Annotated in this window: 20 protein-coding genes and 1 tRNA gene; 3 read left to right on the plus strand and 18 right to left on the minus strand. The window is 43.9% G+C overall.

From position 1 onward, the window contains the following. From KJK34_RS12955 to KJK34_RS12975, 5 genes are all read right to left on the minus strand, one after another. The coding region (locus tag KJK34_RS12955) for a type IX secretion system membrane protein PorP/SprF (RefSeq protein ID WP_223054317.1) at positions 1 to 200 on the minus strand (200 nt) is incomplete at its 3' end. Between the two features lie 169 nt (positions 201 to 369). Continuing rightward, the gene (gene bioB, locus KJK34_RS12960) at positions 370 to 1,452 is read right to left on the minus strand and encodes a biotin synthase BioB (protein ID WP_223054318.1); all 1,083 of its coding nucleotides are present in this window, start codon (positions 1,450 to 1,452) and stop codon (positions 370 to 372) included. 61 nt (positions 1,453 to 1,513) lie between these two features. Continuing rightward, positions 1,514 to 1,990 (minus strand): hypothetical protein, encoded by a 477-nt coding sequence (locus KJK34_RS12965; RefSeq protein WP_223054319.1) that lies wholly within the window; start codon positions 1,988 to 1,990, stop codon positions 1,514 to 1,516. Between the two features lie 186 nt (positions 1,991 to 2,176). Further along, a complete protein-coding gene (locus tag KJK34_RS12970) occupies positions 2,177 to 3,499 on the minus strand; it encodes an HTTM domain-containing protein (RefSeq protein WP_223054320.1) in 1,323 nt (440 codons plus the stop codon). Next, complete coding sequence (locus KJK34_RS12975) at positions 3,499 to 4,431, minus strand: bifunctional riboflavin kinase/FAD synthetase (RefSeq protein ID WP_223054321.1); 933 nt, start codon at positions 4,429 to 4,431, stop codon at positions 3,499 to 3,501. The genes KJK34_RS12970 and KJK34_RS12975 overlap by 1 nt, the downstream gene beginning before the upstream one ends. Positions 4,432 to 4,668: 237 nt before the next feature. Here KJK34_RS12975 and KJK34_RS12980 point away from each other — a divergent pair, with 237 nt between their 5' ends. Continuing rightward, a complete protein-coding gene (locus tag KJK34_RS12980; protein WP_223054322.1) occupies positions 4,669 to 7,329 on the plus strand; it encodes a zinc-dependent metalloprotease family protein in 2,661 nt (886 codons plus the stop codon). Positions 7,330 to 7,375: 46 nt separating this feature from the next. Here KJK34_RS12980 and KJK34_RS12985 read toward each other — a convergent pair whose 3' ends face one another. Continuing rightward, entirely contained in the window at positions 7,376 to 7,876 is a 501-nt protein-coding gene (locus tag KJK34_RS12985; protein WP_223054323.1) for a hypothetical protein, read from the minus strand. Between the two features lie 143 nt (positions 7,877 to 8,019). On the opposite strand from KJK34_RS12985, the gene KJK34_RS12990 reads away from it, so the two are divergent. Then, positions 8,020 to 11,265 carry a reprolysin-like metallopeptidase gene (locus KJK34_RS12990; protein ID WP_223054324.1) on the plus strand — a complete coding sequence of 1,082 codons (3,246 nt, stop codon included), beginning with the start codon at positions 8,020 to 8,022 and terminating at the stop codon, positions 11,263 to 11,265. 70 nt (positions 11,266 to 11,335) lie between these two features. Here the strand turns inward: KJK34_RS12990 and pth are convergent, their stop codons facing one another. The 3 genes from pth to KJK34_RS13005 form a co-directional block, all read right to left on the minus strand. Next, the gene (gene pth / locus KJK34_RS12995; protein WP_223054325.1) at positions 11,336 to 11,956 is read right to left on the minus strand and encodes an aminoacyl-tRNA hydrolase; all 621 of its coding nucleotides are present in this window, start codon (positions 11,954 to 11,956) and stop codon (positions 11,336 to 11,338) included. A gap of 125 nt (positions 11,957 to 12,081) precedes the next feature. Then, positions 12,082 to 12,696, minus strand: a complete 615-nt coding sequence (locus KJK34_RS13000) for a 50S ribosomal protein L25/general stress protein Ctc (protein WP_223054326.1) — start codon at positions 12,694 to 12,696, stop codon at positions 12,082 to 12,084. 31 nt (positions 12,697 to 12,727) lie between these two features. Next, the gene (locus KJK34_RS13005; protein ID WP_223054327.1) at positions 12,728 to 13,669 is read right to left on the minus strand and encodes a ribose-phosphate pyrophosphokinase; all 942 of its coding nucleotides are present in this window, start codon (positions 13,667 to 13,669) and stop codon (positions 12,728 to 12,730) included. Positions 13,670 to 13,818: 149 nt separating this feature from the next. Between KJK34_RS13005 and KJK34_RS13010 the strand changes: the two genes are divergently transcribed. Next, a tRNA-Leu gene (locus tag KJK34_RS13010) sits at positions 13,819 to 13,898 on the plus strand. A gap of 37 nt (positions 13,899 to 13,935) precedes the next feature. Here KJK34_RS13010 and KJK34_RS13015 read toward each other — a convergent pair. From KJK34_RS13015 to KJK34_RS13055, 9 genes are all read right to left on the minus strand, one after another. Continuing rightward, positions 13,936 to 15,477, minus strand: a complete 1,542-nt coding sequence (locus tag KJK34_RS13015; protein WP_223054328.1) for an acyl-CoA carboxylase subunit beta — start codon at positions 15,475 to 15,477, stop codon at positions 13,936 to 13,938. A 4-nt stretch (positions 15,478 to 15,481) separates the two neighbouring features. After that, a complete protein-coding gene (gene accC / locus KJK34_RS13020) occupies positions 15,482 to 16,924 on the minus strand; it encodes an acetyl-CoA carboxylase biotin carboxylase subunit (RefSeq protein ID WP_223054329.1) in 1,443 nt (480 codons plus the stop codon). A 4-nt stretch (positions 16,925 to 16,928) separates the two neighbouring features. After that, positions 16,929 to 17,414 carry a biotin/lipoyl-containing protein gene (locus KJK34_RS13025; RefSeq protein ID WP_223054330.1) on the minus strand — a complete coding sequence of 162 codons (486 nt, stop codon included), beginning with the start codon at positions 17,412 to 17,414 and terminating at the stop codon, positions 16,929 to 16,931. A gap of 81 nt (positions 17,415 to 17,495) precedes the next feature. Continuing rightward, positions 17,496 to 18,506 (minus strand): putative phage abortive infection protein, encoded by a 1,011-nt coding sequence (locus KJK34_RS13030; RefSeq protein ID WP_223054331.1) that lies wholly within the window; start codon positions 18,504 to 18,506, stop codon positions 17,496 to 17,498. A gap of 125 nt (positions 18,507 to 18,631) precedes the next feature. Further along, positions 18,632 to 19,078 (minus strand): KTSC domain-containing protein, encoded by a 447-nt coding sequence (locus KJK34_RS13035; protein ID WP_223054332.1) that lies wholly within the window; start codon positions 19,076 to 19,078, stop codon positions 18,632 to 18,634. Positions 19,079 to 19,181: 103 nt separating this feature from the next. Beyond that, a complete protein-coding gene (locus KJK34_RS13040; RefSeq protein ID WP_223054333.1) occupies positions 19,182 to 19,628 on the minus strand; it encodes a LexA family protein in 447 nt (148 codons plus the stop codon). Further along, positions 19,619 to 20,890, minus strand: a complete 1,272-nt coding sequence (locus KJK34_RS13045; protein WP_223054334.1) for a Y-family DNA polymerase — start codon at positions 20,888 to 20,890, stop codon at positions 19,619 to 19,621. Before KJK34_RS13045 ends, KJK34_RS13040 begins: the two co-directional genes overlap by 10 nt. A 181-nt stretch (positions 20,891 to 21,071) precedes the next feature. Then, entirely contained in the window at positions 21,072 to 22,472 is a 1,401-nt protein-coding gene (locus tag KJK34_RS13050; RefSeq protein ID WP_223054335.1) for an NADH-quinone oxidoreductase subunit N, read from the minus strand. A gap of 13 nt (positions 22,473 to 22,485) precedes the next feature. Continuing rightward, positions 22,486 to 23,928: a complex I subunit 4 family protein gene (locus KJK34_RS13055; protein ID WP_223054336.1), complete on the minus strand. Its 1,443-nt coding sequence runs from the start codon at positions 23,926 to 23,928 to the stop codon at positions 22,486 to 22,488. Between the last annotated feature and the right edge of the window lie 8 nt (positions 23,929 to 23,936).

A 23,936-nucleotide genomic window follows, 5' to 3' on the forward strand; every position in this document is an offset into this window, starting at 1 on the left:
CCTGTGGTGGGTGCCCCCTCCACATCTACCCACTGGGCGCGGTAAAGCAAGCCGAAGGCAAGGTTCTCCTTTGATCCGGCATAGGCCGGGTTGATCACGTTCATGTTGTACATGTACTGTGTGTAATGAGGGTCCTGCTGGGCCGTGCTTTCGGCAAGGCTCAATAAGGCCAATATGGCAGCAAAGTATAATTTTTTCATGGTCTATGGGTTAATGAGCAATATATAGGCAAATATAACATTATCTTAAGAAGATGAATGCGTTCGGTGTTAAATTATGTTAAACCTGCACTGGTACATGCATAATTAACAATAAAAATCAAAAAAGGCTGCCATTCGGCAGCCTTTAGGGTTTAGCTCTAAATCAACGTTATTTTTTCCCTGAAGCCTTCAGGTTTCTTTCGATTTTATGTGCGGGCCTCGACCATTTTGGCTTTTCGCCAAGCGGTTGGTATTGCGATTCTTCTGCTTCCACCGTTTGCGGTTGCGATACTTTGGTAAATGGCTTTTGCGGAATAAGCCCAAGCATTTCGAACATTTTCATATCCTCGTTCACATCCGGGTTAGGGGTGGTAAGCAGCTTGTCGCCTGCAAAGATAGAGTTGGCACCTGCAAAAAAGCACATGGCCTGACCTTCGCGGCTCATTTGCGTGCGCCCTGCCGAAAGCCTTACCTGTGTTTGCGGCATTACAATGCGGGTAGTGGCTACCATGCGTATCATTTCCCATATCTCTACCGGTTTTTCATCTTCCATCGGGGTCCCTTCTACCGCTACAAGCGCGTTAATAGGAACCGACTCCGGCTGTGGGTTTAACGATGCAAGCGCAACCAGCATGCCTGCCCGGTCTTCTGTGCTTTCGCCCATGCCTATAATCCCCCCGCTACAAACAGTAACGTTGGTTTTCCTTACATTCTCTATGGTTTTAAGGCGGTCTTCATAACCACGGGTAGAAATTACCTCTTTATAATATTCTTCAGATGTATCAAGGTTGTGGTTGTAGGCATACAAACCTGCCTCTGCAAGCCTTTTAGCCTGTGTTTCGGTAAGCATGCCCAGTGTGCAGCATACTTCCATATCCAGCTTGTTGATGGAACGGACCATTTCCAGTACCTGGTCAAACTCAGGGCCGTCTTTTACATTTCGCCAGGCAGCGCCCATACAAACACGTGATGAGCCTGAAGACTTAGCGCGAAGCGCCTGTGCCTTTACCTGCTGAACGCTCATAAGGTCGTTCCCCTCTATATCGGTATGATAGCGCGCAGCCTGCGGGCAATAGCCGCAATCTTCGGGGCAGCCCCCTGTTTTTATAGAAAGCAGTGTAGAAACCTGCACTACATTAGGGTCATGATATTCGCGGTGAACGGTTGCGGCCCTGTACAGCAGGTCCATAAGCGGCTGGTTGTATAGCTCAATTATTTCTTCTTTCGTCCAATTGTGCCTTGTTATACTCATAACGGAAATTTATTGTTGCTCCAAAAGTAGCAAATTCCGCTATAACTACCGCATTAAGCTGTTATGTGTTTTGGTTGGTGTGGTCGGCATCATCTACCTGGTTAATTTTTTCCACCTTGTCTTTCCACCATTGCATAAGTGCAAAAGATACTATGGCAGAGGCCGCAAGCCCTTCTATCATAAGCCCCATAACAAATTGCGGTAATGATGGGTCGCCGCCAAAAATATAGCTGGCTACATAACGGTCAAGATAGGCTTCGCCCCCCTGTACCTCTACATATATAAGAAAACTTACCAGGGTAAGCACAAGGCTGGTAAAGGCGGTTAGGAATGCCGAGCCAAGATTGGTGAAGTAGCCATAGGTGCCATCGTTATAATCCTGCTTTATAGTGCGGTTAACACCATAAATTACAAATACAAAGTTTACGAGCCTCAGGTAAATCTGGTCTGAGAGGCCTAATGCTTCCATTATCACAAAGAATAGTGCAATGCCTATGTAAATAATAAAGCCGTTAATTACTATCCTCGACACTTTCATAGCTTTTCTGTTTTTTAGGTTATCGTTCGTTTAATAAATTATTTTACAGTTACTTAGTTACCTGCCTTTTGCGCAAAGGTTTTTTTTGTAAAAGATTTATACCCGAATTTAGCTATAAAATAGAAAAGGTGAATATCAATTAATAAAACTTTAATAAAAGAAGTATGATTAAAAGTGTAAGATAAGTTACTGAATTACATTGCCTTCTTCATCATAAAGCAGCACCCAGTTGCAGTGGAAAAAGTAATCCCATTCAGCAGCGGCAAGGTCGGTTTCAGGGTCTATAAGTGTTTTATAGCGTTCTCCGTTAATGCCTGCTTTTGTATTGGCATATACCGCTACATCAACCCCTTGTTCCTTATACTTTTGCTTTATGCGCTGCGCCATCTGCCATATCATGTCGGGCTTGGTGTCCATGCTGTTTATCTGTTTCTGCGTAAGGTCGTCTGCAAGGCGGTAGGGCAGTTGCTCATTATTTGCCTTGTTAATAACCCTGAAGGTAGTGAAGCCGCTACGGCTGCGCAGCATCATGCGCCAGCTAAGGCGGTGTCCTTCTTCCGTCCATAAAACGTCCCCTTTAATAAAATGATGCCTTATGGGCAGTAAGAGCTGTATTATCATATAAGGTACAAAAAAATACCACAGTATGTTTTTACCTTCTGTAGTAACTCCGTATGATTCTACAGCAGGCTTTTTCCTGAAAAATATCTTCCGCATCGTCTCCGGCGGATAAAAGAACACCGCAAAGCTTAATGCGAAATAAGGGAATATGCCTATCTCTAAAGTTATGGAATTAAATATATGAAAAATCAATGAGGCTACCAGCGCCCAGGTGCGGGTGCGCTTGTAAAGCAGCAACGGTACTACCAAGAGATCGAATGCGATACCTGCATAAGCAATAAAAAGATAAAACCATTTTTTAATGGCTATTTCATGAAAAAAGCCGCTTGTACTGGCATCAAGCAGGTTTTTAGTAAATGTGCCTGTAAGCCAGCCGGGGTAGAACTTGGCAATAGTAGCGTAAAAATATACTATGGCTACCTGCACTATCATAACCAGCGAGCACCAGGCAGGCATAGTAAGTTTTTTCAGGGCAGGGTTTTGCTTTGCATCTAAAGAGGCATACCTGTGCGCGGGCAGGAACAGCATGATAAGGCAGATAAGTACCAGCAGATAGTAATGATTATTATAAGATGTTTTTTGCATAAAGTAAACACCTGTCCAGAGCAGGGTAAACAACCCCAATGACAGCCGGTATTTATAACCCAGCATTACCAGCAGCCCCAGCGTTCCCATAGCAATAAAGTAGTAATACATGCCATTGCCCGGCAGGGGTTGCAGCCAGTCCATACCTATATGCGAAAAGGTAAATTCAGGATCTATAAAATTACTCTTAACCCAGCCTGTAAGAATGGCGCCATAGGTTTCGCAGGCCAGCAGGAAACCAAAGAATATCCTGAAAATTACTAAAGGTGCATTGTCAATTTCAGCAAAAAGGCGGTTTTTCATTAGTCAGATTGTTTAAAGTAATCAAGCGCCGCAGCTTTGTCCTGCTCAAGCTGCATCTTTAAAACGTCAACAGAGGGGAACTTAACCTGGTCACGCACCCTTTTGTGCAGGCTTATTGTAAGCTCAGTGTCATACAGGTTCTTATCTATATCAAAAAAATTAGCTTCTATGGTGCGCTCTGTACCGCCCACAGTAGGGTTGTCACCAATATTCATCATGCCCTGCACTGTTTCGCCGTCTATCTTGCTACTGATAATATATACGCCGTTATCAGGTATCAGCTTATAATCTTCTTTTATATGTATGTTAGCTGTGGGGAAACCGATAGTGCGCCCAAGTTGCCTGCCCTGAACCACAATGCCGGTTAAAAAATAATTATAGCCCAGATATCCATTGGCGGTAGTTATATCGCCGCTTTCCAAGGCGTGGCGTATTTTGGTAGAGCTTACAGAAACCTCGTTTACCTCTAAAGCCGAAATTTGCTCGACTTCAAAACCATATTCTTCCCCAAACTGAAGCAGGTCGGTAATGGTGGCGGTGCGGTTGCGCCCAAAGCGGTGGTCGTGGCCTATAATTATTTTGCTGATATTAAGCTTTCCTACAAGTATGTCCTTTACAAATTCTTCGGCAGTAAGGCGCGAAAAGGCATGGTCAAACGGATGGATGATAAGGTTTTCTACTCCGTAATCCTCCAATAACGCCGCTTTTTCAGCCATAGTATTCAGCAGTTTTATATCGCTGTTTTGCTGCAGCACCATGCGCGGGTGCGGAAAGAATGTAAGCACCACGCTTTCATGTCCTGAAGCCCTGCTGCTGTTAAGCAGCTTATCCAGGATTGTTTTATGCCCTTTGTGCACGCCGTCAAAAGTGCCAAGGGTAACGGTTGTTTTTCCTGATGGCGCGAACTCTTGTATGGAATTGTATATTTTCAAACTGAAAAGTTTTGAACAGCAAATTTAAATATCTGTTTTTAAAATGAAGAGAAATGCACCTGTTTTTAATCTGCAGATTACCCTTTTGCCGTATATAGTAGTAACCGTTCTTATTTTAACAGCCTTTCTTTGCATAAAATTGTGATATTTCAGCTTTTATCTATAAATATTGCTACGGTGTGGCTTTTAATAAAACATAAATTAATAATTTAGTAATTCTTTTAAAAACAATAAAATATGCGTAAAAGTTTACTTGTTGTTTGCATGGTCATGTTGTTTGCCAACAGCTTTGCACAAAACTTCTGGAACAGAGCCGATAAGGAAAAACTGGCAACTGCCGGGAAAACAGAACGGGTATCTTATCCTACCAAGAGTACTGTTTTCAGCCTTGACGTTACTGCGCTGAAAGCAGCTCTTGAAGGCGCACCGCAAAGGGGCAGCTTTACAGGTTCTTCTGTAATTGTGCCGTTTCCTGACGGAGATGGTAACATAAAGCATTTCAGGATATTTGAGGCATCAGTTATGCACCCAGATCTTGCTGCGCAGCACCCGGATATAAAAAGCTATGCGGGGCAGTGTGTTGAAAGCCCTTCGTCTTCCATACGTTTCAGTATAACACTTTTCGGGCTGCACGCCATGATGTTCTCTGCACAGGGCACATCTTATATAGACCCTTACACGAAAGATGGTAACTACTATATTGCCTACAAGCGTGAAAACCTGAAAGGCCCGCGTAACTTCGGCTGCCTTGTGAATGAGGAGATGCAGCAAGAAGACACTGCACAGCGACAGCCGATGTCGGTTAATGCGAGTGACGGTATTTTGCGTACATATCGCCTTGCAATGGCATGTACTGTAGAGTATGCAGCTTTTCATGTTAATGCTGCGGGACTTAATAATGCTTCAACAGCCGAAAAAAGGGCTGCCGTGCTGGCTGCCATGAATGTTACCATGACCCGCGTTAACGGGGTATATGAAAGGGATATGGCTATTACAATGGAGATAGTACCCAATAACGAAAATATCATATACATAACATCAGACAATCTTGCCAATGATAATGCCGGTACGCTGATTAGCCAGATACAGACTGTGATAAACAATGCAATAGGCTTTACCAATTATGATATTGGCCACGTGGTATCTACAGGCGGCGGGGGGCTTGCTTCTCTTGCATGTGTGTGTACCTCTGATAAGGCTCGTGGCGTAACAGGCAGCTTTGCACCCGTTGGCGACCCGTTTGATATTGACTATGTAGCCCACGAAATGGGGCACCAGTTTGGCGCATCGCATACTTTTAATAATTCATTTCAGCGTAATGGCCCAACAGCGGTAGAGCCGGGCAGCGGAAGCACTATAATGGCCTATGCAGGTATCAGCCCGCCTAACGTGCAGAATAATTCTGATGATTATTTCCATGCAGTGAGTATAGCACAAATGGAAAATTTTATAAATGGCGCCGGTGGCAACTGCCCTGTTGAAACACCTAACGGCAATTCGGCTCCTGTAATTGCAGATATACCTAATTATACGATACCACGCGCAACCGCCTTTGTATTGAGGGGTAACGCTACCGATGCCGATGGTGATGAGCTTACCTATTGCTGGGAGCAAACCAATGCCAATGGTTCATTCACCACAGTAGATGAAGTGCCTGACCCATTTAATACCAGCGGCCCGAACTTCCGTTCGCTGCCGCCGTCTTTATCGCCGAACCGATATATGCCTGCGCTGGAAAGTGTACTTGCCGGTAATTTAACACCAACATGGGAGGTAACATCTTCACTTGGGCGTGTGTTCAACTTTGCACTTACGGTACGCGACAACCAGACACCTAACGGGGGGCAGACAAGCCGTGAAAACATAAATGTAACTGTAAGCAGTAATGCAGGGCCTTTCAGGGTATTATCCCAAAATGAAAGCGGCATTACCTGGGAAGGTGGCAGTGAGCAGACCATTACATGGGATGTTGCAGGCACAACAGCCAATAATGTGAATACATCTAATGTAAACATATTACTCTCAACAGACGCGGGGCTTACTTTTGATACCGTATTGGCAGCTAACACGCCTAATGACGGTAGCGAAACAATTACCGTTCCTGACTTATCGGCTCCTTTTTGCCGTATAATGATTGAAGGGGCGGGCAATATCTTTTATGCCGTGAATGATGAAGCTTTTTCTGTGGGTGTTGAAGTTACTACCATTTGTGCTGATTATGAAAATATAGCCAATGCTCCGATACCGGATAACGGAACAGTTTACTCAGTATCAGAAATTGAAATTACTGACGAGGGACTGGTACAGTCGGTAGAAGTAAGCGTTGATATTACCCATACCTATATTCAGGATTTGGCGTTGTTGATGCAAAGCCCTGCCGGGACAATAATTCCGCTTTATTTTGGGAACTGCGGCAGCCAGGATGACCTTAATGTAACCTTTAGTGATGAGGGTAGCGCAATAAACTGTACTTCGCCTACTACAGGTATAGTTTTGCCTTTAGAGCAGCTTGCAGGTTTTGCCGGCGAGGAAGCTGAGGGTACGTGGACGCTGCTTTACGGAGACGGTGCAGAAAATGACACAGGTACTTTAAACGCATGGTCTTTAAATATTTGCAGGCAGGGGACTGCGGGCACTAATGATGTTTCATTGAGCGACCTTACTGTATATCCAAACCCGAACAATGGCTCTTTTTCAGTTTCATTCACACCTAACGGTGAAAGCAATATAACTGTTGCGGTATATGATATGAGAGGGCGTGAGGTTTACCAAAAGCAATATGAAAACAGGGGTGTGTTTACAGCAACTGTAAATGCACAGGATTTACAGTCGGGTGTATATCTGGTTTCAGTTAGCGATGGTGCTGCCAGGGCAGTACGTAAAATTGTAATTCAATAAGACAAAATGAATTTATAACAGGGGCGCTTTTAAAGCGCCTTTGTTATTAAAAAGAAATACTAATGTCCTTAAGCTTTTGCCCTTCTACAATATCAGGAAGCATTATAATTAGTTTTTCATTTTTATAATCAATACTGCCGCCTTCAACTTTATAAAAACCGGCTTTGCCTTTGCAAAAACACATCACACCAAGAAGCATGTTTGTTTTTTGCATATCCTTGCCGGTATAGCTTAAAGTTTTAGTGTTGTTATCTACTTCAAAAACTACCTCTTCGGTATAGCCTGCATCTGCCAGTGCCGGATTGGTATCTTTTACATACTTATACCGTATAACAGTAAAATCTGTATTACGCTCTGTTTTATAATAAAACTTGCCTTCAATATCATCTTTAATTGTTAACGTGGTATTACGCATAATTTCTACGGTACAGCTCCCCGTTTCCGGGCAGGTTTGCGAGGTGTTATTTTTATCCAGTGCCTGCTGCAGGTTCTGGCCCGCACAGGATGCAAGCAAAAGGGCAAGGCTTAAAACAGCAAAGTTTTTCATACGGTTGTTTTAATGTTTACTAAAATACAAATTTAAAGCCAAACAAAAATTTAACATTTAAACTTTATGCTGTTATATCATATTGCCAAAGCATTAGGCATGTCATAATTTATTATATTCGTGAACTTTAACAAACGGGAAACATGATCAGAAAACTACTTTTAACCATTTGCCTCCTGGCATTACTTCCGGCTGTGGCGCAGCAGAACCTTTGGGAGCGCGCTTCCGATAAAGGTGTTTCGGGGCTTCAAAAGCTGGAGAGGGCATCTGTGCCGAAGCATTTTACAATCTACCATTTAAACTTAAATAACCTTAAGCAGCTATTACAGCAGGCACCTTTAAGGGGTAGCGGCGGGATAAGCCAGCTTGTGCTGCCCTTTCCTGATGCTGATGGCGTAATAAAACAATATCGGATTTATGAGGCTCCGGTTATGGATGCTGCATTATCAGCTAAATATCCCGGTATAAAAAGCTATGTGGGGCAGGGAATAGAAGAAGCTGCTGCTACAATACGCTTTAGCGTTACACCATTTGGGCTTCATAATATGGCACTGGCTACAGGCGGTACCACTTACACCGACCCATATACAACAGATTTACAATACTATATTGTGTACAAGCGTGAAGGCTTGAGTACATCGCGTTCCTTTCACTGTGGTGTTACCGATACATCCGAACCCAATACCAAAAGTGCCTTTACGCCATTAAGCGCACAATCTACCGATGGAGTGCTGCGCACCTACCGCCTTGCAATGGCGTGTACTATAGAGTATGCGGCATTTCATATAAATGCAGCAGGCCTTACAGCCGCACCACTTGAAGAGCAGAAGGCCGCTGTACTTGCCGCAATGAATATTACTGTTACAAGGGTTAACAGTGTATATGAACGCGACCTTTCTATAACATTAGAACTGATTCCGAACAATGATGAACTAATATTTATAGAATCGGATGAATTTAACAATGAAAACGAAGGCTTTGTACTGCTCGACCAAAGCCAGGAGGTTATAGATGAGGTAATTGGTTTTGATAATTACGATATAGGCCATACGGTAAGTACAGGTGGCGGTGGCGTAGCCCAGCTGTTCTCGCCGTGTTCCGGCAGCAAGGCCAGAGGTATTACAGGCTTGCCTTCTCCTGTGGGCGACCCGTTTGATATAGATTATGTAGCGCACGAAATGGGGCACCAGTTTGGCGGTAACCATAGCTTTAATAATTCGTGCAGTGGCAACAGGAGCAACGAGAATGCCTATGAACCGGGCAGTGGTACAACCATAATGGCCTATGCAGGTATTTGTCCGCCTAACGTGCAGAGCAATAGCGATGCCCACTTTCATGCCAACAGCATTGCCGAAATGTCGGCTTTTATAAGTACGGGGGGCAACTGTGCCGAAAGCGTAGTAACAGGCAATGTTCCGCCTGTTGTTGATGCAGGCCCTGATTATACCATTCCGCGCGGCACTGCATTTATACTTTCGGGTAACGCAACAGATGCCAATAATGATGCTATGACCTACAACTGGGAACAGATGGATAACGAAATAAGCGAGCAGCCCCCGGTACCTGAATCGGATGAGGGGCCAAACTTCCGATCATTACCAAGCAAAGAAGTGCCGCAACGCTTTATGCCGGATATAGAAGAAGTGCTGAATAATAACCTTACCCCGACATGGGAAGTTATTGCCAATGTAGCGCGCGAATATAATTTTGCTTTTACCGTGCGCGATAATAATATTTTGGGTGGTCAGGTAGTAACTGATTTTATGAAGGTAAATGTATCTGGTAGTGCGGGGCCTTTTGCGGTTACATCGCCTAATAATAATGTTTCGTGGCTTGCGGGCAGCAACCATAGTGTAACATGGAATGTAGCCGGGACTACAGCCAATGGTGTGAACACACCTTATGTTGATATATACCTTTCTACAGACGGAGGTTTTACCTATCCTGTAATACTGGCATCTAAAGTACCAAATGACGGAACAGAAATAGTAACCATTCCTAACAGTACAGGCACCAATAACCGGATTATGGTTAAGGGGCATGAAAATATTTTTTACGACTTAGGCAACAGTAACTTTACCATTGGCGCACCCGAACAAACCATGGCAATAACTGTTGAGGGGCAGCAAAACATTACAAGCTGCGTTGGCACACAAACCAGCTTTACGTTTCTTTATAATGCTTATGCAGGCTTTAGTGGTACAGCTGTATTTTCAGTAACGGGTAACCCGGAAGGCTCTACCGTTATTTTTAACCCTGCAACCGCAACCGCTGACGGAACTTTGGTAACCATGACCATTACCGCTCCTGAAAGTGCGTCTCCCGGCCTTTACACATTAAATGTGCTGGCAACTTCCGGCAGCGTTATTAAAGCAGCCAATGTATATCTCGACCTGCTTGATACCAATTTTGGGACTATTACACTTACGGCACCTGCCAACGGTGATAATGCAGTATTTAACCAAGTAGCTTTTAACTGGACAGCTGCTGCAAATGCAACCGGCTATCAAATAGAGGTTGCCGGTGACGAAGCGTTTGAAAATATTGTGGCTACTGCCACAATTCAGGAAACGAGTTATACAGCGCTGCTTGAGGAGGCTAACATATACTACTGGCGGGTGCGCCCTCTGAACGAAGGCTGCGCGGGGAGCTATGGTGAGGCGAATATGTTTATAACCGGCATAACCGAGTGTAATGAATATACCTCTGCCGATGTGCCTGTTGTAATTCCCGACGAGAATGCAGGAGATGTAAGTTCCGTACTGGCGCTTACGGCTGATGGTTCTGTACAAAAAATTAGTGTAAATCTTGATATTACCCATACCTGGGTAACCGACCTTACCGCGGTACTGGTTAGCCCGCAGGGTACAACAGTTCAGCTTTTCAGCGATGAGTGTGGCGACCAGGATAATGTTTTTGCTACGTTTGATGATGACGGAAATCCGCTTAATTGCGGTATAAACCCTGCTATATCGGGTATTATTGCACCGGATGAAGCGCTCTCTGTATTAAACGGTGAGCCGGCAGCGGGTGTATGGACGTTGCAGGTATCTGACAGTTTTGCGGCAGATGGCGGTGCTATTAACAACTGGAGCCTTACTATATGCACTGTACAGCAGGCACCACTTGCTAACGGGCAAAAGCAGACTACAGATTTTGTATTATATCCTAACCCTAACAACGGAAACTTTACAATACAATATATTCCAAACGGTCAAAATGATGTTTTTGTAACAGTACATGACATAAGGGGAAGGCAGCTGGTGAACCAGAAATATACCGCGCAAACGGAAGAGGTTGTTTCACTCGGAAATGCAGAAGCAGGAGTTTATCTTGTTACCCTGCAGGATGGTGAAAGGAGCGTTACAAAGAAAGTGATAGTAAATTAGATAATGTAAAGTTTGAAAAAAAGCGGCCCGAAGTTTTTCGGGCCGCTTTTTTATTTTGGGCTACAGCAGGTTACTTGCCGTTAAAACTACTCATTGTATTAGGCAGCCCTGACAGTACAAAAGATTTTATTGCTTCAGATGAGATGTCAAGCCTTTCCGAAAGTTTTGCTTTTTCTTCTTCATCCCATTCACCTAAAACATAGTTGACCTGCTGCCCTTTTTTAAAAGCATCGCTAATGCCAAAACGAAAGCGTGCATATTCAGTAGTAGTAAGTACCTGCTGAATACTTTTAAGGCCGTTATGCCCGCCATCGCTGCCTTTGGCTTTAATGCGTATGGTGCCGAAAGGTATGTTAAGGTCATCAGTAACAACCAGCAAATTTTCTAAAGGTATTTTTTCCTGGTCGAGCCAGTATTTTACGGCCTTGCCGCTAAGGTTCATATACGTATTGGGCTTGAGCAGGTAAACTGTACGGCCCTTTAGTTTTACTTCTGCCATTGCGCCCAGTTTGGCGGTGTTAAAATCGGAGCCTTCCTGTTGTGCCAGCCTGTCCAGTACTTTAAAGCCTATGTTATGGCGTGTATTTACATATTCGGCACCGGGGTTGCCCAGCCCTGCAATAAGATATTTCTTCATCGGGTCTGTTTCTTCTTGTGCTTCTTTCTTAAAAAGATTGGTAAGCCATTTCATGAGGGCAAAGATAATAGTTTCATTTTATTTTAAAATCAGCAGGATGCTATACCGCCCCGTAATGCAAATCCATAAAAAAAAGCGCCCCGTGAGAGGGCGCTTTCTGTATATCTTGATAAGATAAATTACTTTTTCTTTCCTTTTGCTGGTCCGCCTTTTGCAGCTTTTGCAGCCTCCTGGGCAGCTTTCATAGCCGCACGAGAGATACGTACCTGAGCTACAACAGTGTTTTCCGGCTGTAACAGTTTGTAGTTTTCCTGAGGAAGCTTAGTGATGTAAAGCTTGTTACCCATTTCAAGGTCTGTAATATCAGCCTCTATAAAATCAGGAAGGTTTGCAGGAAGCGCACGTACTTTAAGTTTACGCTGGTTAAGACGAAGTACACCACCGGCCATAACACCTTTAGAGTTACCTATAACTTTTACAGGAACATCCATAGTGATTTCTTTGTCTTCGTGAAGCTGGTAGAAATCGATGTGCAGGATTTGGTCGTTTACCGGGTGAAACTGTATATCCTGCAGGATAGCGTTAAATTGCTTACCACCTTCAAGGTCAATTACCACAGTGTGCACGTTAGGAGTGTAAACCAGGTTTTTAAAAGCCTTGTCTTCTGCTACAAAATGTACTGGTTGTTCTCCTCCGTATAACACGCAAGGAACCATTCCAGCATTACGTGCCGCACGCGTTGCCGCTTTGCCCACGCTTTCTCTTTCAGATCCTTTGATCGTAATTGATTTCATTACAAAAAATATATAGTTAATAAATAAAATTCTACATTAAAAAATTACCGCTTATAGAGCTGTTGCTGTGCACTTTGTGCATAACATCGGCAAACAGGTCGGCGCAGGTAACCACGCGTATCTTGCTGCTTTGCTTTTTCAGCGGAATACTGTCGGTAACAATAAGTTCCGTAATCTGCGACTTTTCAATCTTTTCATATGCATCGCCCGATAATATGGCGTGTGTACATATCGCTCTTACACTTATTGCGCCCCTTTCCATCATCATGTCTGCCGCTTTGGTCAGTGTGCCTCCGGTGTCAACCATGTCATCCACCAGTATTACATTTCGGCCCTTAACCTCGCCAATAAGCTCCATGCCCTCTACCACGTTCGCAGCCTTACGGTGCTTGTAGCATATCACCACGTCAGACCCGAGGAACTTAGAATAAGCATAAGCTCTCTTAGAACCACCCATGTCCGGCGAAGCTATCGTCAGGTTGTCCAGTTTCATATCCCTTACATGCTGCAGGAATATAGTTGATGCAAACAGGTGGTCAACCGGTTTTTCAAAAAAGCCCTGTATCTGGTCGGCATGCAGGTCCATTGTCATTATTCTTGTTGCGCCTGCCGCTTCAAGCAGCTTTGCAACCAGCTTTGCACCTATCGGCACACGTGGCTTGTCTTTCCTGTCCTGCCTTGCCCATCCAAAATAAGGTATAACTGCGGTTATGTGCCTTGCAGAAGCCCTTTTTGCGGCATCAATCATTAATAACAGTTCCATCAGGTTATCCGTACTCGGAAAGGTAGAGCATATTAAGAATACCCTTAACCCCCTGATAGACTCTTCAAACGATGGCTGAAACTCACCGTCGCTGTACTTTGAAATCGTAATTTTACCCAGCTCAACACCATAGCTTTTGGCTATTTTTTCGGCAAGGTACACACTTTGAGAACATGCAAATATCTTTGCTTCCGGCTCGTGGTATGACATTTTTAATCGCTTGTTTTGTAGTTAGTTAGTGTTGTGTTGTGTAACGAGGTGCAAATTTAGGAATTTAATTTAAGTACGGAAGTAATTTATCATGTTATTTTCCTGAAATTAAATAATATTTTTTACATTTGCAGCCACTTAATGCTAACGCCTGGATGGCGGAATTGGTAGACGCGCACGACTCAAACTCGTGTACTACGGTGTGTGGGTTCGATTCCCACTCCAGGTACAAAAAAGCTGTTTCATTAGAAACAGCTTTTTTTATTTTATAACGGAATGTTACCGTGTTTGCGTTGTGGTGTTTCCACCTTTTTATTTTCGAGCATGCTGAATGCTTTTATCAGTTTCCTGCGGGTGTCTTTCGGCAGGATAACCTCGTCTATAAAGCCGCGTTGCGCTGCCCTGTAGGGGTTGGCGAACTTTTCGGCATATTCTGCTTCTTTTTCCAGCAGTTTGGCAGCAGGGTCTTCCGCTTCTGATATTTCTCTTTTAAAAATGATCTCACTCGCCCCTTTAGCGCCCATAACCGCAATTTCGGCAGTTGGCCAGGCAAAGTTCATATCAGCGCCAATATGTTTTGAGTTCATCACGTCATAGGCACCACCATAAGCCTTACGGGTAATTACGGTAACACGTGGCACGGTAGCTTCGCTAAGTGCATACAGCAGTTTTGCTCCGTGTACAATAATACCGTTCCACTCCTGGTTAGTGCCCGGAAGGAAGCCCGGTACATCTACCAGTACCAGTAGCGGAATGTTGAAACAGTCGCAAAAACGGGTAAACCGTGCCGCTTTTACCGAGCTGTTTACATCCAGCACACCGGCAAGGTGCATCGGCTGGTTGGCCACTATGCCTATGCTGCGCCCACCTATGCGTGCAAAGCCCACAATAATATTCTCAGCATAGTTTTTATGTATCTCGTAAAACGAATCTTCATCAATAATACCGCTTATAACCTTGTGCATGTCATACGGCTTATTGGCGCTGTCCGGGATAATGTCCGAAAGTTGTTCGCGTATTTCATCAGCCGGGTTAAACTCCAGCTTTGGCGTAGTTTCCCTATTGTTTTGCGGCAGGTAGCTCAATAGCCTTTTTACATCTTCCAAACACTCTACATCATTAGCCGAAGTAATGTGCGCCACACCCGATTTAGTGCTGTGGGTACTCGCCCCGCCCAGCTCTTCGCTGGTTACGGTTTCGTTGGTTACGGTTTTTACCACGTTAGGCCCGGTAACGAACATATAACTGGTGTTTTCTACCATCATGGTAAAATCGGTCATGGCGGGGGAGTAAACCGCTCCACCCGCACAAGGGCCCATGATAGCGGATATTTGCGGAATTACACCGCTGCTCTGCACATTACGATAAAAAATATCGGCATAGCCGCCAAGCGAGCGTACACCTTCCTGAATACGCGCACCGCCCGAATCGTTAAGGCCAATCATGGGGGCGCCATTCCTGAGTGCCATATCCATAACCTTGCATATTTTTTCGGCATGCGTTTCTGATAATGCTCCGCCGAACACGGTAAAGTCCTGCGCGAAAACATATACCAGCCTGCCGTTTACAGTGCCATAGCCTGTAATAACCCCATCACCCAGATACTGCTCTTTCTCCATCCCGAAATCAGTAGTGCGGTGGGTAACCAGCATACCAATTTCCTCAAAAGAGCCTTCGTCCATCAGGTATTCCACACGCTCGCGGGCTGTAAGCTTTTTCTTTTCGTGCTGCTTCTCAATCCTTTTTTGTCCGCCGCCCAGTCGGGCTTCGGCTATCTTATCGTTTAATACTTTTATTTTGTCTTCCATGGGTTTACTGTATTGGGAGTCTTAACACTTTGCGGTCTTCCAGGTACTGCTTCAGGGCAATATAAGCCGCTATTTCAGCTTCGGTATCCATTTGCCCTTTCAGCTTTTCGGCATCGTAGTATTTCTTTACGAAATGTGTATCGAAATCGCCACTGCGGAAAGCCTTATGCTCGCACACAAACGTACCGAACGGCAGGGTAGTGCTCACGCCTTCAACCTTATAATCTGCAATGGCTTCTATCATCAGCTCTATAGCCTCCTCGCGGGTTTTACCGTAGGTAATAAGCTTGGCAAGCATCGGGTCATAATAAATAGGCACATCCATGCCCTGCTCAAAACCGTTATCCACGCGTATGCCTTCGCCAACTGGGAGTTGGTACACATCAAGGTGGCCCACGCTTGGCGCGAAGTCGTTAAGCGGGTCTTCGGCATATACACGTAATTCTAATGCATGGCCTTTTATGGTAAGGTCTTCCTGCTTAATATCCATTTTTTCGCCACGGGCTATCTTTATCTGAAGCTCTACAAGGTCAAGCCCCGTTATCATTTCGGTAACAGGGTGTTCTACCTGCAGGCGGGTGTTCATTTCCAGGAAGTAAAAATTCTTATTCTCATCTAAAAGGAACTCAACCGTACCGGCACCCAGATAGTCGCAGGCTTTGGCTACCTTAACGGCAGCTTCGCCCATTTTTTGGCGAATTTCCGGGGTAAGTACCGCACTTGGCGCTTCTTCCACCACTTTTTGGTGGCGGCGCTGAATGCTGCATTCGCGTTCGAACAGGTAGAGTATATTGCCGTGGCTGTCGGCCATTACCTGTATTTCGATGTGGCGTGGAGAGCCTACATATTTTTCTATGAAAACAGAACCATCCCCAAAGGCTGAGGTAGCCTCGCTAATGGCGCGTTCCATTTGCGGAACAAAATCTTTTTCTTCGTTAACTACACGCATACCTTTACCGCCACCGCCTGCCGATGCCTTTATCAGTATCGGGAAGCCTATTTCTACAGCGGCTTTTTTGGCTTTCTCTACATCGGTAATGGCTTCGTCTATGCCGGGAACCATGGGTATGTCATACGCCTTAACCGCATCTTTAGCGGCAAGCTTGCTACCCATAATTTTTATGGCTTTACTGCGCGGGCCTATAAAGGTAATTCCGGCGCGTTCTACCGCTTCGGCAAAGTTGGCGTTTTCGCTCAAAAAGCCGTAACCGGGGTGGATTCCGTCTACGTTAAGCTCTTTGGCTACTTCTATTATCTTATCGCCCAATAGGTACGACTGGCTCGATGGCGCTTCGCCTATGCAAACGGCCTCGTCGGCAAATTTTACGTGGGGCGCATTCCTGTCGGCAGTACTGAAAACGGCAACGGTTTTAATGCCCATTTTTTTTGCCGTTTGCATCACCCTTATGGCAATTTCGCCCCTGTTGGCTACAAGTATTTTTTTCATGGTGCTATTCAAATTCTATTAGTAACTGGCCTTTATCTACCGCGTCGCCCTTGCTCACGGCAATGGACTTAATAACGCCCGCGCGCGGCGACTGAAAGGTGTTTTCCATCTTCATGGCTTCCAGTATTAAAAGGTTGTCGTTTTCTTTTACTTCCTGCCCTACGGTAACGTTTATCTCCAGTATAAGCCCCGGTATGGGTGCTTTTATTTCGTTTACCTGTTTAGATGCGCCTACCTCAAAGCCCATAGCTTTTATAAGCTGGTCGAGCGCGTTGGCAATATCTACAGTGTAGGAGTTGTTGTTAACGGTTACGGTATATTGTTTTGCGAGGAAGTCGGCGTGGGTAACTGCCGCTTTATAAGGCTTGTTGCCTTTAAGTATGTGGTAGTGCGCGGGCCCTGTGCTGATAGCGTCTAGCTGCGAAAGCCCCTCTTCGGTAACATCAAAGGCGGTGCCATTGTTTACCGTAAGTTTGTAAGCGTTACTCATGTGCAAAAATTGTTTTGTTGCCGTAAAGATAGGCAAAAGAAAACGTTTGAGGAAAGGGAAGTTTTGGGAGTTGGGGGTGGGTCATTTCACTATTGTTGCCTTTTGGAATGCAGATGGTGAATAGAGTTTTTTATAAAAATTGATAACGTTGTCGGATTTTTTTAAATTTTTTAATAATGAATATTTTTCAATTAATGGCTTGAACTTTGTTGATCCATATTCTGAAAGACAGTTAAAAAATAGCCATCCTAATTCACCGTCAGATAATTGACTTCGAATGATACTTGTGTAAGAATATTTAATTTCATAATCACTTTCGAAATCTTCAGAAAATTTCTTTTCATCAATAAGTTTTATTAGTCGATATAAATTTCGAAAATAGTGACCAAAATCAGCATTAAACCTTCCATACACTAACTTGTATATTGAGTTTAACCTACTATCTACAATATTATCGGATATTAAAATTTTTTCAACTTCAATATTCGGAATATCTTCTAATAGTTTATTAAATTTACTTAATTCACTCTCACTTTTATAATATTTTAATGGTATATGGTTTTTGAAAATTAAGTCGTCCTCAATAAGGCTATGAAGAAATTTGTTCCCGAATTCAAAAACATCTCTCGAATGGTGGATGATTTCTTCTGATATTTCATTATAATAATCTTCGTATACAATATTATTCCTAAAATAATGGTCTAAATGATCATTACCTTTGATTAGTCTAATCGTTTCAAAATCAATATTTTCTATTATTTGGTGATGTATTGATAGTAGATTAAAAAAAGTATTTTCGAAATTTTGCCTATAATCAGTTTGCCTTTGCTCCTCAAACTGCTCTTGGATTAGTGAGTTTGCTTTAATTTGTGCTTTCAAAGCAAGGTATACTAGGATTGCCCCGAAAAAACTCAAAAATGGCGCGGTAACTCCCCCAATTGTATCTCCAATTTGCCCAGTCTTATCAAATGATATTGCTCCCCAAGTAGTGGTAAACAGTAGTGGAAGTAAAAAAATCATTATACCTACAATAAGAAAAATGAGGATTTCTCTTTTGTCCAAATTGAATTTTTGATTAGGCTCGTTTTTCATTTAGTAAGTTTTAGAGATTGCAATTTAACAATTTAGTTAATATTTAAATCAATCTTCTACCCCAAAATAAAACACCCCAAACAGTTTCATGCATGGGGGGCTTTATAATTCTTTACAAAGGCTAATTAAACCTCCGCCACTATTTTAACGGCACTGCGGTACAGGTAGGTGCCATAAATATGCCTGCGGGCAAAACGTGCTGGCGACTCAGCATTTATCATTTTTATATAGGTGTTTTTGGGCACACCAAAATACTCGTAGCAGCTACCATCAACAAAGTTTATGTACAGCACCTGGTTGTCCATATAAAAGTCGAGTATGCCGCTGGTGGTTGTGGTCTTGGTATATTCCGCTTTGGTCTTATCCAGTGTTTCAGGGGCAACGCTTACCAAAAAGTGGTAGGCTTCAATAATCGCCTTGCTTTGCTCTTCTGCGGCACGCGCTTCCTCATCGGTAGTGCAGGTGTCCGGGTGGCATTCCTTCATGCTGTTCCTGTAAATGGTCTTCAGCTCCTTTAAAGTGGCTGCCTTGGTAACGTTGAGCAGCTTGCGATACTCAACAATTTTTTTCATGTTCATATACTCCGTGTTATAACTGCCTGTTTATATGGCAGTTTGGCTTAAAGGGCGCAAATGTACAATTATAATCGGTTAGATTGGTGTTAAATCTGTTGGCTTACAGTGATTTAATTACAAACGTTACAATACCCCAAACGCTAAACTGGCTGTTTTCGGTTACGGGTAGCGGGGGGTAAGCAGGGTTTTCGGGCATCAGGTACAATTCGCCTTTTTCCAATTTTAGGCGCTTAACGGTAAACTCGCCGTCTATCAGGCAAATGGCTATTTTGCCGTTGGCGGGTTCCAGGCTGCGGTCGGTTACCAGTATGTCGCCATCATCTATTCCCGCATCACGCATCGAGTGCCCGTCGGCTTTAATATAAAACGTGGTGTGCGGATGCTTTGCCACATACTTGTTCAGGTCTATGGTGTACTCCATAAAATCGAGCGCCGGCGAGGGGAAGCCCGCCTTAACGCCTACCGGCACAAACGGAAGCCGGAGCGTGTTCTCTGTTTCAGGCTTAAAAAAGGTAAGCCCGGGGCTGTGTAGTTTTTTTACCTGCATTTTGCTGTGGGTATATCGTTAATATCGGTAGTATAGCGTGGTGAGCGCATTTCCTGCTTCATGTCCCATGTCTTGTCGGCCTGCGCCCCGAAGCGTATTATGCGCGTACCCATTTTGCCGTTGGTGTTGTCTATGGCGCGCATCAGGGCGTTGTGCCTCGGGTTTTCGTCTATAAACAGGTTAAACTGCTTACTGCCCTGCGGAATCAGCCCCGTTACAATTACGCCTGCCTTTTTAAACCGGCGGGTGTCGGTACTTTCCATAATTTCCTTCAGTAGCTGTATGGCGGCGGTATTTATGGTAATGGCACTCTGTGTGGCATAGGGCAGCGTAACGGCTCGGCTGTGGTGGTATTTTATGTCTTCTATACGATGTTTATCTGCCACCAGCATGGCAATTACCGTATGGCAGAGCGAACCCTGCTTGCGGAGTTTCTCGGCGGTTACTGTGGCAAAGGTAGATACACGCTCGCGGATGAGGTCATAATCTTCTAACTGTTTCGGGAAGCTGCGGGTGGTGGCAATGCTTTTCTTTACCTCGGTTATCGGATCGGGTTCCAGCACCGGCAGACCTTCGAGTTCCATTTTTAGCCGCATGCCGATAACGCCCATTTCACGTTTTATCCAGCCGTCCATTTGCGGCTGAATAAAGTCATAGGCTGTTTTTACATTGCGTGCCTCAAGCCTTCGGGCATACCGCCGCCCAATGCCCCAGACATCGCCTATCTTTATCCACTTGAGGGCTTTTATGCGTTTTTCTTCGGTATCGATTACATACGTGCCTCTTGTTTTTTCCATGAACTTTTTGGCTATCCTGTTGGCGACTTTGCTCAGTACGCGGGTAGGGGCTATGCCCACGCATATGGGCAGGCTGAGTTGTTTTAGCACCCTTTCGCGCATCTGCATACCGTAGTCATGGTAATTGGCTATGGGTATGCCTTCAAGATTAAGAAAAGATTCATCAATGCTATACCTTTCTACATTGGGGGTAAATTCTTCCATTATACCCATCACGCGGCTGCTCATATCGCCGTAGAGCGAGTAGTTGCTTGAAAATACTTTTACACCATTTTTCTTTAACTGTTCGCGAATTTTAAATTCAGGTGATGCCATGCCTATGCCGAGTGCCTTTGCTTCTTCTGAACGCGAAATGATACAGCCATCGTTGTTGGAGAGTACCACAACGGGCTTGTTGTTCCACTCAGGCTGAAAAACCCTTTCGCAGGAAGCATAAAAATTATTACAGTCAATCAGGGCAAACATAAGAGCAAATATAATCAGTATGAGAAAATAATCTTATTAAACAATGATTAAAATATTATAGTCTTAAATCACTTAGTCGTTAAACAGGTACCAATGCTCAACTATATCTTTATATAATAGCTGATACCATAAATACTAAGGGCTGCCATTTGGCAGCCCTTAGTATTTATATGTGTTTGTTTTATTTTATAAGATGTAGCACCGCATCAGGGTAAAGCCCTATTGCAAGGTTAAGCAGTATTGCGGCAACGGCAACAATACTGTATGATACCGGTACTTTTACGGCTTCGCCGGTTGCATCTTTGTTGTACATAGCCAGTATAAGCTTAAAGTAGTAACCAACGCTGATAATCGAGTTGATCACGCCTGCTATAACAACATATACAAAACCGTTTTCAAGTACGTTTTCGAACAGGAAGAACTTACCGAAGAAGCCTGAGAATATTGGGATACCCGCCATAGAAAGCAGCGAGCAGGTAAGTACTGCAGCCATTAACGGGTTGGTTTTGCCAAGCCCGTTAAACTGGTAAACATCTTCATTTTCTTTACCTGAGGTTACATAAAGTATTACTGCAAAAGCTGCAATACCCGCAAGCGCATAGGCAGCGGCATAATACAGCAGCACGCCTTTCATTACCATTGGGTTTAAGAACACCATAAGCATAAACCCGGCATGAGATATACCCGAAAAAGCCAGCATACGCTTCACGCTGTCCTGCTTTAATGCCATAAGGTTACCCACAGTCATGCTTAGTATCGAAACAATTATAATAATAGTGATGTATGCACCCGGAACAGTATGGTTAAGGTTACTCATCAGCTTAAAGAAGGCAGCCATAGCAGCAACTTTTGCCAGTGTACTCATGGTTGCGGTAGTTAGTGCAGGAGAACCCTGGTAAACATCCGGTGCCCAAAAATGGAATGGCACTGCGGCTATTTTAAACAGCAGTCCTATACTAAGCATTACTATACCCATAAAGAACCAGCCCGGCAGGTTACCTGTAAGCACGGCTGCATATATGGCGGTATTATCAAATGAACCTGTAGCGCCATATATAAGCGCTATACCAAATAATAGTATGCCCGATGCAAATGCACCCATAAGGAAGTATTTCATACCTGCCTCGTTACTTTTTATGTTCTTTGGCTCGCTTGCGGCAAGTACATATAATGCTATAGAAAGCACTTCTATACCCAAAAAGAACATGGCAAGGTTCCCGAACGATACCATTGCTACAGCGCCTGCAAGCAGGAACAGCTTTATGGCAACAAAGTCAGATAATTTTGCTTTATGGTTTTTATGGAATTCAGGTGTAAGGGCAACAAGGAATATAGTCAATACTATAAACAATCCGGTAAACGCCATGGCGTAGCTGTTGTTTACAATCATGTTGTTGTAAAATGCTTCAGTACGCTCTGTATTTGCACTATCAAGCCCAAGCCCAAAATAATCATTTACGGTAAGGCCAAGTATTGCCATAAGCCCTATAATAGTAACGGGTACTATGGCTTTCCTGAGGTTGAAAATTTCAGCTATAAGGCAAACAATCCCTAATCCCGCAATAGCTATTAATGTGTTCATTTTATATCTTGGCTTAATTTATCGGGTTAATGTTCAGTAATACCTTTTGTAAGGCAGGTGTCAAAAAGTCTATTATCGGTTTTGGGTACAGACCGAAAAAGATCAGTATGGCAATAATGATTATGAATGTAAAGCCTTCGCCAAATGTAACATCTGCAAATACTTTACCTCCTTTATCGCCAAGCATAACCTGCTGAAACATCCTCAGCATATAAAAAGCACCCAGTATAATAGTAGTACCGCCCAATACTGCCAGCCATATATTGGCCTGCGCAAGGCTGTATAATAGTTCAAATTCACCAATAAAGTTAAAAGTTGTAGGCAATGCTACCGATGCCATTACCAGTATCATGAACATACTGGCAAATTTAGCAGCCTGTATCCTTATACCGCCCATTTCTGAAATTTCTTCGGTGCCATACCTGCGCGATATGATCTCTGCGGCATAAAACAATCCTACAACCACAAAGCCGTGAGCAATCATTTGCAGAAACGCACCACGAAGCCCATCAAGCGTAAGCGTATAAGCGCCCGCTGCAATAAGCCCAACGTGTGCAAGAGATGAGTAGGCAAGCAGTTTTTTAAGGTTGGTTTGCTTAAGCGCAAGTACAGAGCCATATATAACACCCGCAACGCAAAGCGCTATAAAAAAGTACTTGTACTCGTTAGCGGCGTTTGGTGCAATAGGCAACTGCCACCTTACAATACTGTATAGTGCCATTTTAAGCATGATACCTGATAGCAGCATGGTACCCGCAGCAGGTGCTTTCTGGTACACATTAGCCTGCCATGTGTGGAAAGGTATAACCGGGATTTTTATCGCATAAGCCAAAAAGAAGCAAAGGAATATCAACAGCTCTTCTGTTTTACTCAACTGAATATTGTAAAGGTGGATATCAAGGAAATCGCCTGCTTTTGTGTACAGGTATATAAACGCTACAAGCATAAAAAGCGACCCTGCAAAAGTGTAGATAAAGAATTTAACCACATCTTTTTTCCTGGTTTCGGCATCGCCGCTGCCCCAGCGCAGTGCAATAAAATATATTGGTATTAATGATAATTCCCAGAATATGTAATAAACCATGCCATCTACCGCAAGGAAAGTACCTGCCATTGCAAATGCCATGAAAAGTATAAGCGCATAAAAAGCCCTGCTTTTTGGGAAAAGGTTTCCAAAAGAGGTAAGTACTATAATTGGCGTTAGCGCAGTGGTAAGTAAAACCATTGATAACGACATGCCGTCTGCCTGAAAGCCTAATATTACCCGTGGGTTGCTTATCCATTTATGGGCATAACTTACGCCTTCGCCCAAATTGTAACGGTAAATTACATAAAGGGTTGCCGCAAATGCTGCCGTACTGAAAATCAATGCAGCCCTGGAGGCCCATTTATCGCCGACAAAGTAGGTAGCAGCCGCCCCGAACAGTAAAGTAATAAGTATAAAAGATACGTCCATCAGGTAAT

This window comes from Flavobacterium coralii (genome assembly GCF_019891545.1).
In the GTDB taxonomy this organism is placed as follows: Bacteria; Bacteroidota; Bacteroidia; order Flavobacteriales; family Flavobacteriaceae; genus Flavobacterium; species Flavobacterium coralii.

Bases quoted from the DNA above. Each gene is read 5' to 3' on its own strand.
- bioB (WP_223054318.1), bottom strand. From the start codon at position 1,452: ATGAGTATAACAAGGCACAATTGGACGAAAGAAGAAATAATTGAGCTA.
- KJK34_RS12965 (WP_223054319.1), bottom strand. From the start codon at position 1,990: ATGAAAGTGTCGAGGATAGTAATTAACGGCTTTATTATTTACATAGGC.
- KJK34_RS12970 (WP_223054320.1), bottom strand. From the start codon at position 3,499: ATGAAAAACCGCCTTTTTGCTGAAATTGACAATGCACCTTTAGTAATT.
- KJK34_RS12980 (WP_223054322.1), top strand. From the start codon at position 4,669: ATGCGTAAAAGTTTACTTGTTGTTTGCATGGTCATGTTGTTTGCCAAC.
- KJK34_RS12985 (WP_223054323.1), bottom strand. From the start codon at position 7,876: ATGAAAAACTTTGCTGTTTTAAGCCTTGCCCTTTTGCTTGCATCCTGT.
- KJK34_RS12990 (WP_223054324.1), top strand. From the start codon at position 8,020: ATGATCAGAAAACTACTTTTAACCATTTGCCTCCTGGCATTACTTCCG.
- pth (WP_223054325.1), bottom strand. From the start codon at position 11,956: ATGAAATGGCTTACCAATCTTTTTAAGAAAGAAGCACAAGAAGAAACA.
- KJK34_RS13000 (WP_223054326.1), bottom strand. From the start codon at position 12,696: ATGAAATCAATTACGATCAAAGGATCTGAAAGAGAAAGCGTGGGCAAA.
- KJK34_RS13005 (WP_223054327.1), bottom strand. From the start codon at position 13,669: ATGTCATACCACGAGCCGGAAGCAAAGATATTTGCATGTTCTCAAAGT.
- KJK34_RS13015 (WP_223054328.1), bottom strand. From the start codon at position 15,477: ATGGAAGACAAAATAAAAGTATTAAACGATAAGATAGCCGAAGCCCGA.
- accC (WP_223054329.1), bottom strand. From the start codon at position 16,924: ATGAAAAAAATACTTGTAGCCAACAGGGGCGAAATTGCCATAAGGGTG.
- KJK34_RS13025 (WP_223054330.1), bottom strand. From the start codon at position 17,414: ATGAGTAACGCTTACAAACTTACGGTAAACAATGGCACCGCCTTTGAT.
- KJK34_RS13030 (WP_223054331.1), bottom strand. From the start codon at position 18,506: ATGAAAAACGAGCCTAATCAAAAATTCAATTTGGACAAAAGAGAAATC.
- KJK34_RS13035 (WP_223054332.1), bottom strand. From the start codon at position 19,078: ATGAAAAAAATTGTTGAGTATCGCAAGCTGCTCAACGTTACCAAGGCA.
- KJK34_RS13040 (WP_223054333.1), bottom strand. From the start codon at position 19,628: ATGCAGGTAAAAAAACTACACAGCCCCGGGCTTACCTTTTTTAAGCCT.
- KJK34_RS13045 (WP_223054334.1), bottom strand. From the start codon at position 20,890: ATGTTTGCCCTGATTGACTGTAATAATTTTTATGCTTCCTGCGAAAGG.
- KJK34_RS13050 (WP_223054335.1), bottom strand. From the start codon at position 22,472: ATGAACACATTAATAGCTATTGCGGGATTAGGGATTGTTTGCCTTATA.
- KJK34_RS13055 (WP_223054336.1), bottom strand. From the start codon at position 23,928: ATGGACGTATCTTTTATACTTATTACTTTACTGTTCGGGGCGGCTGCT.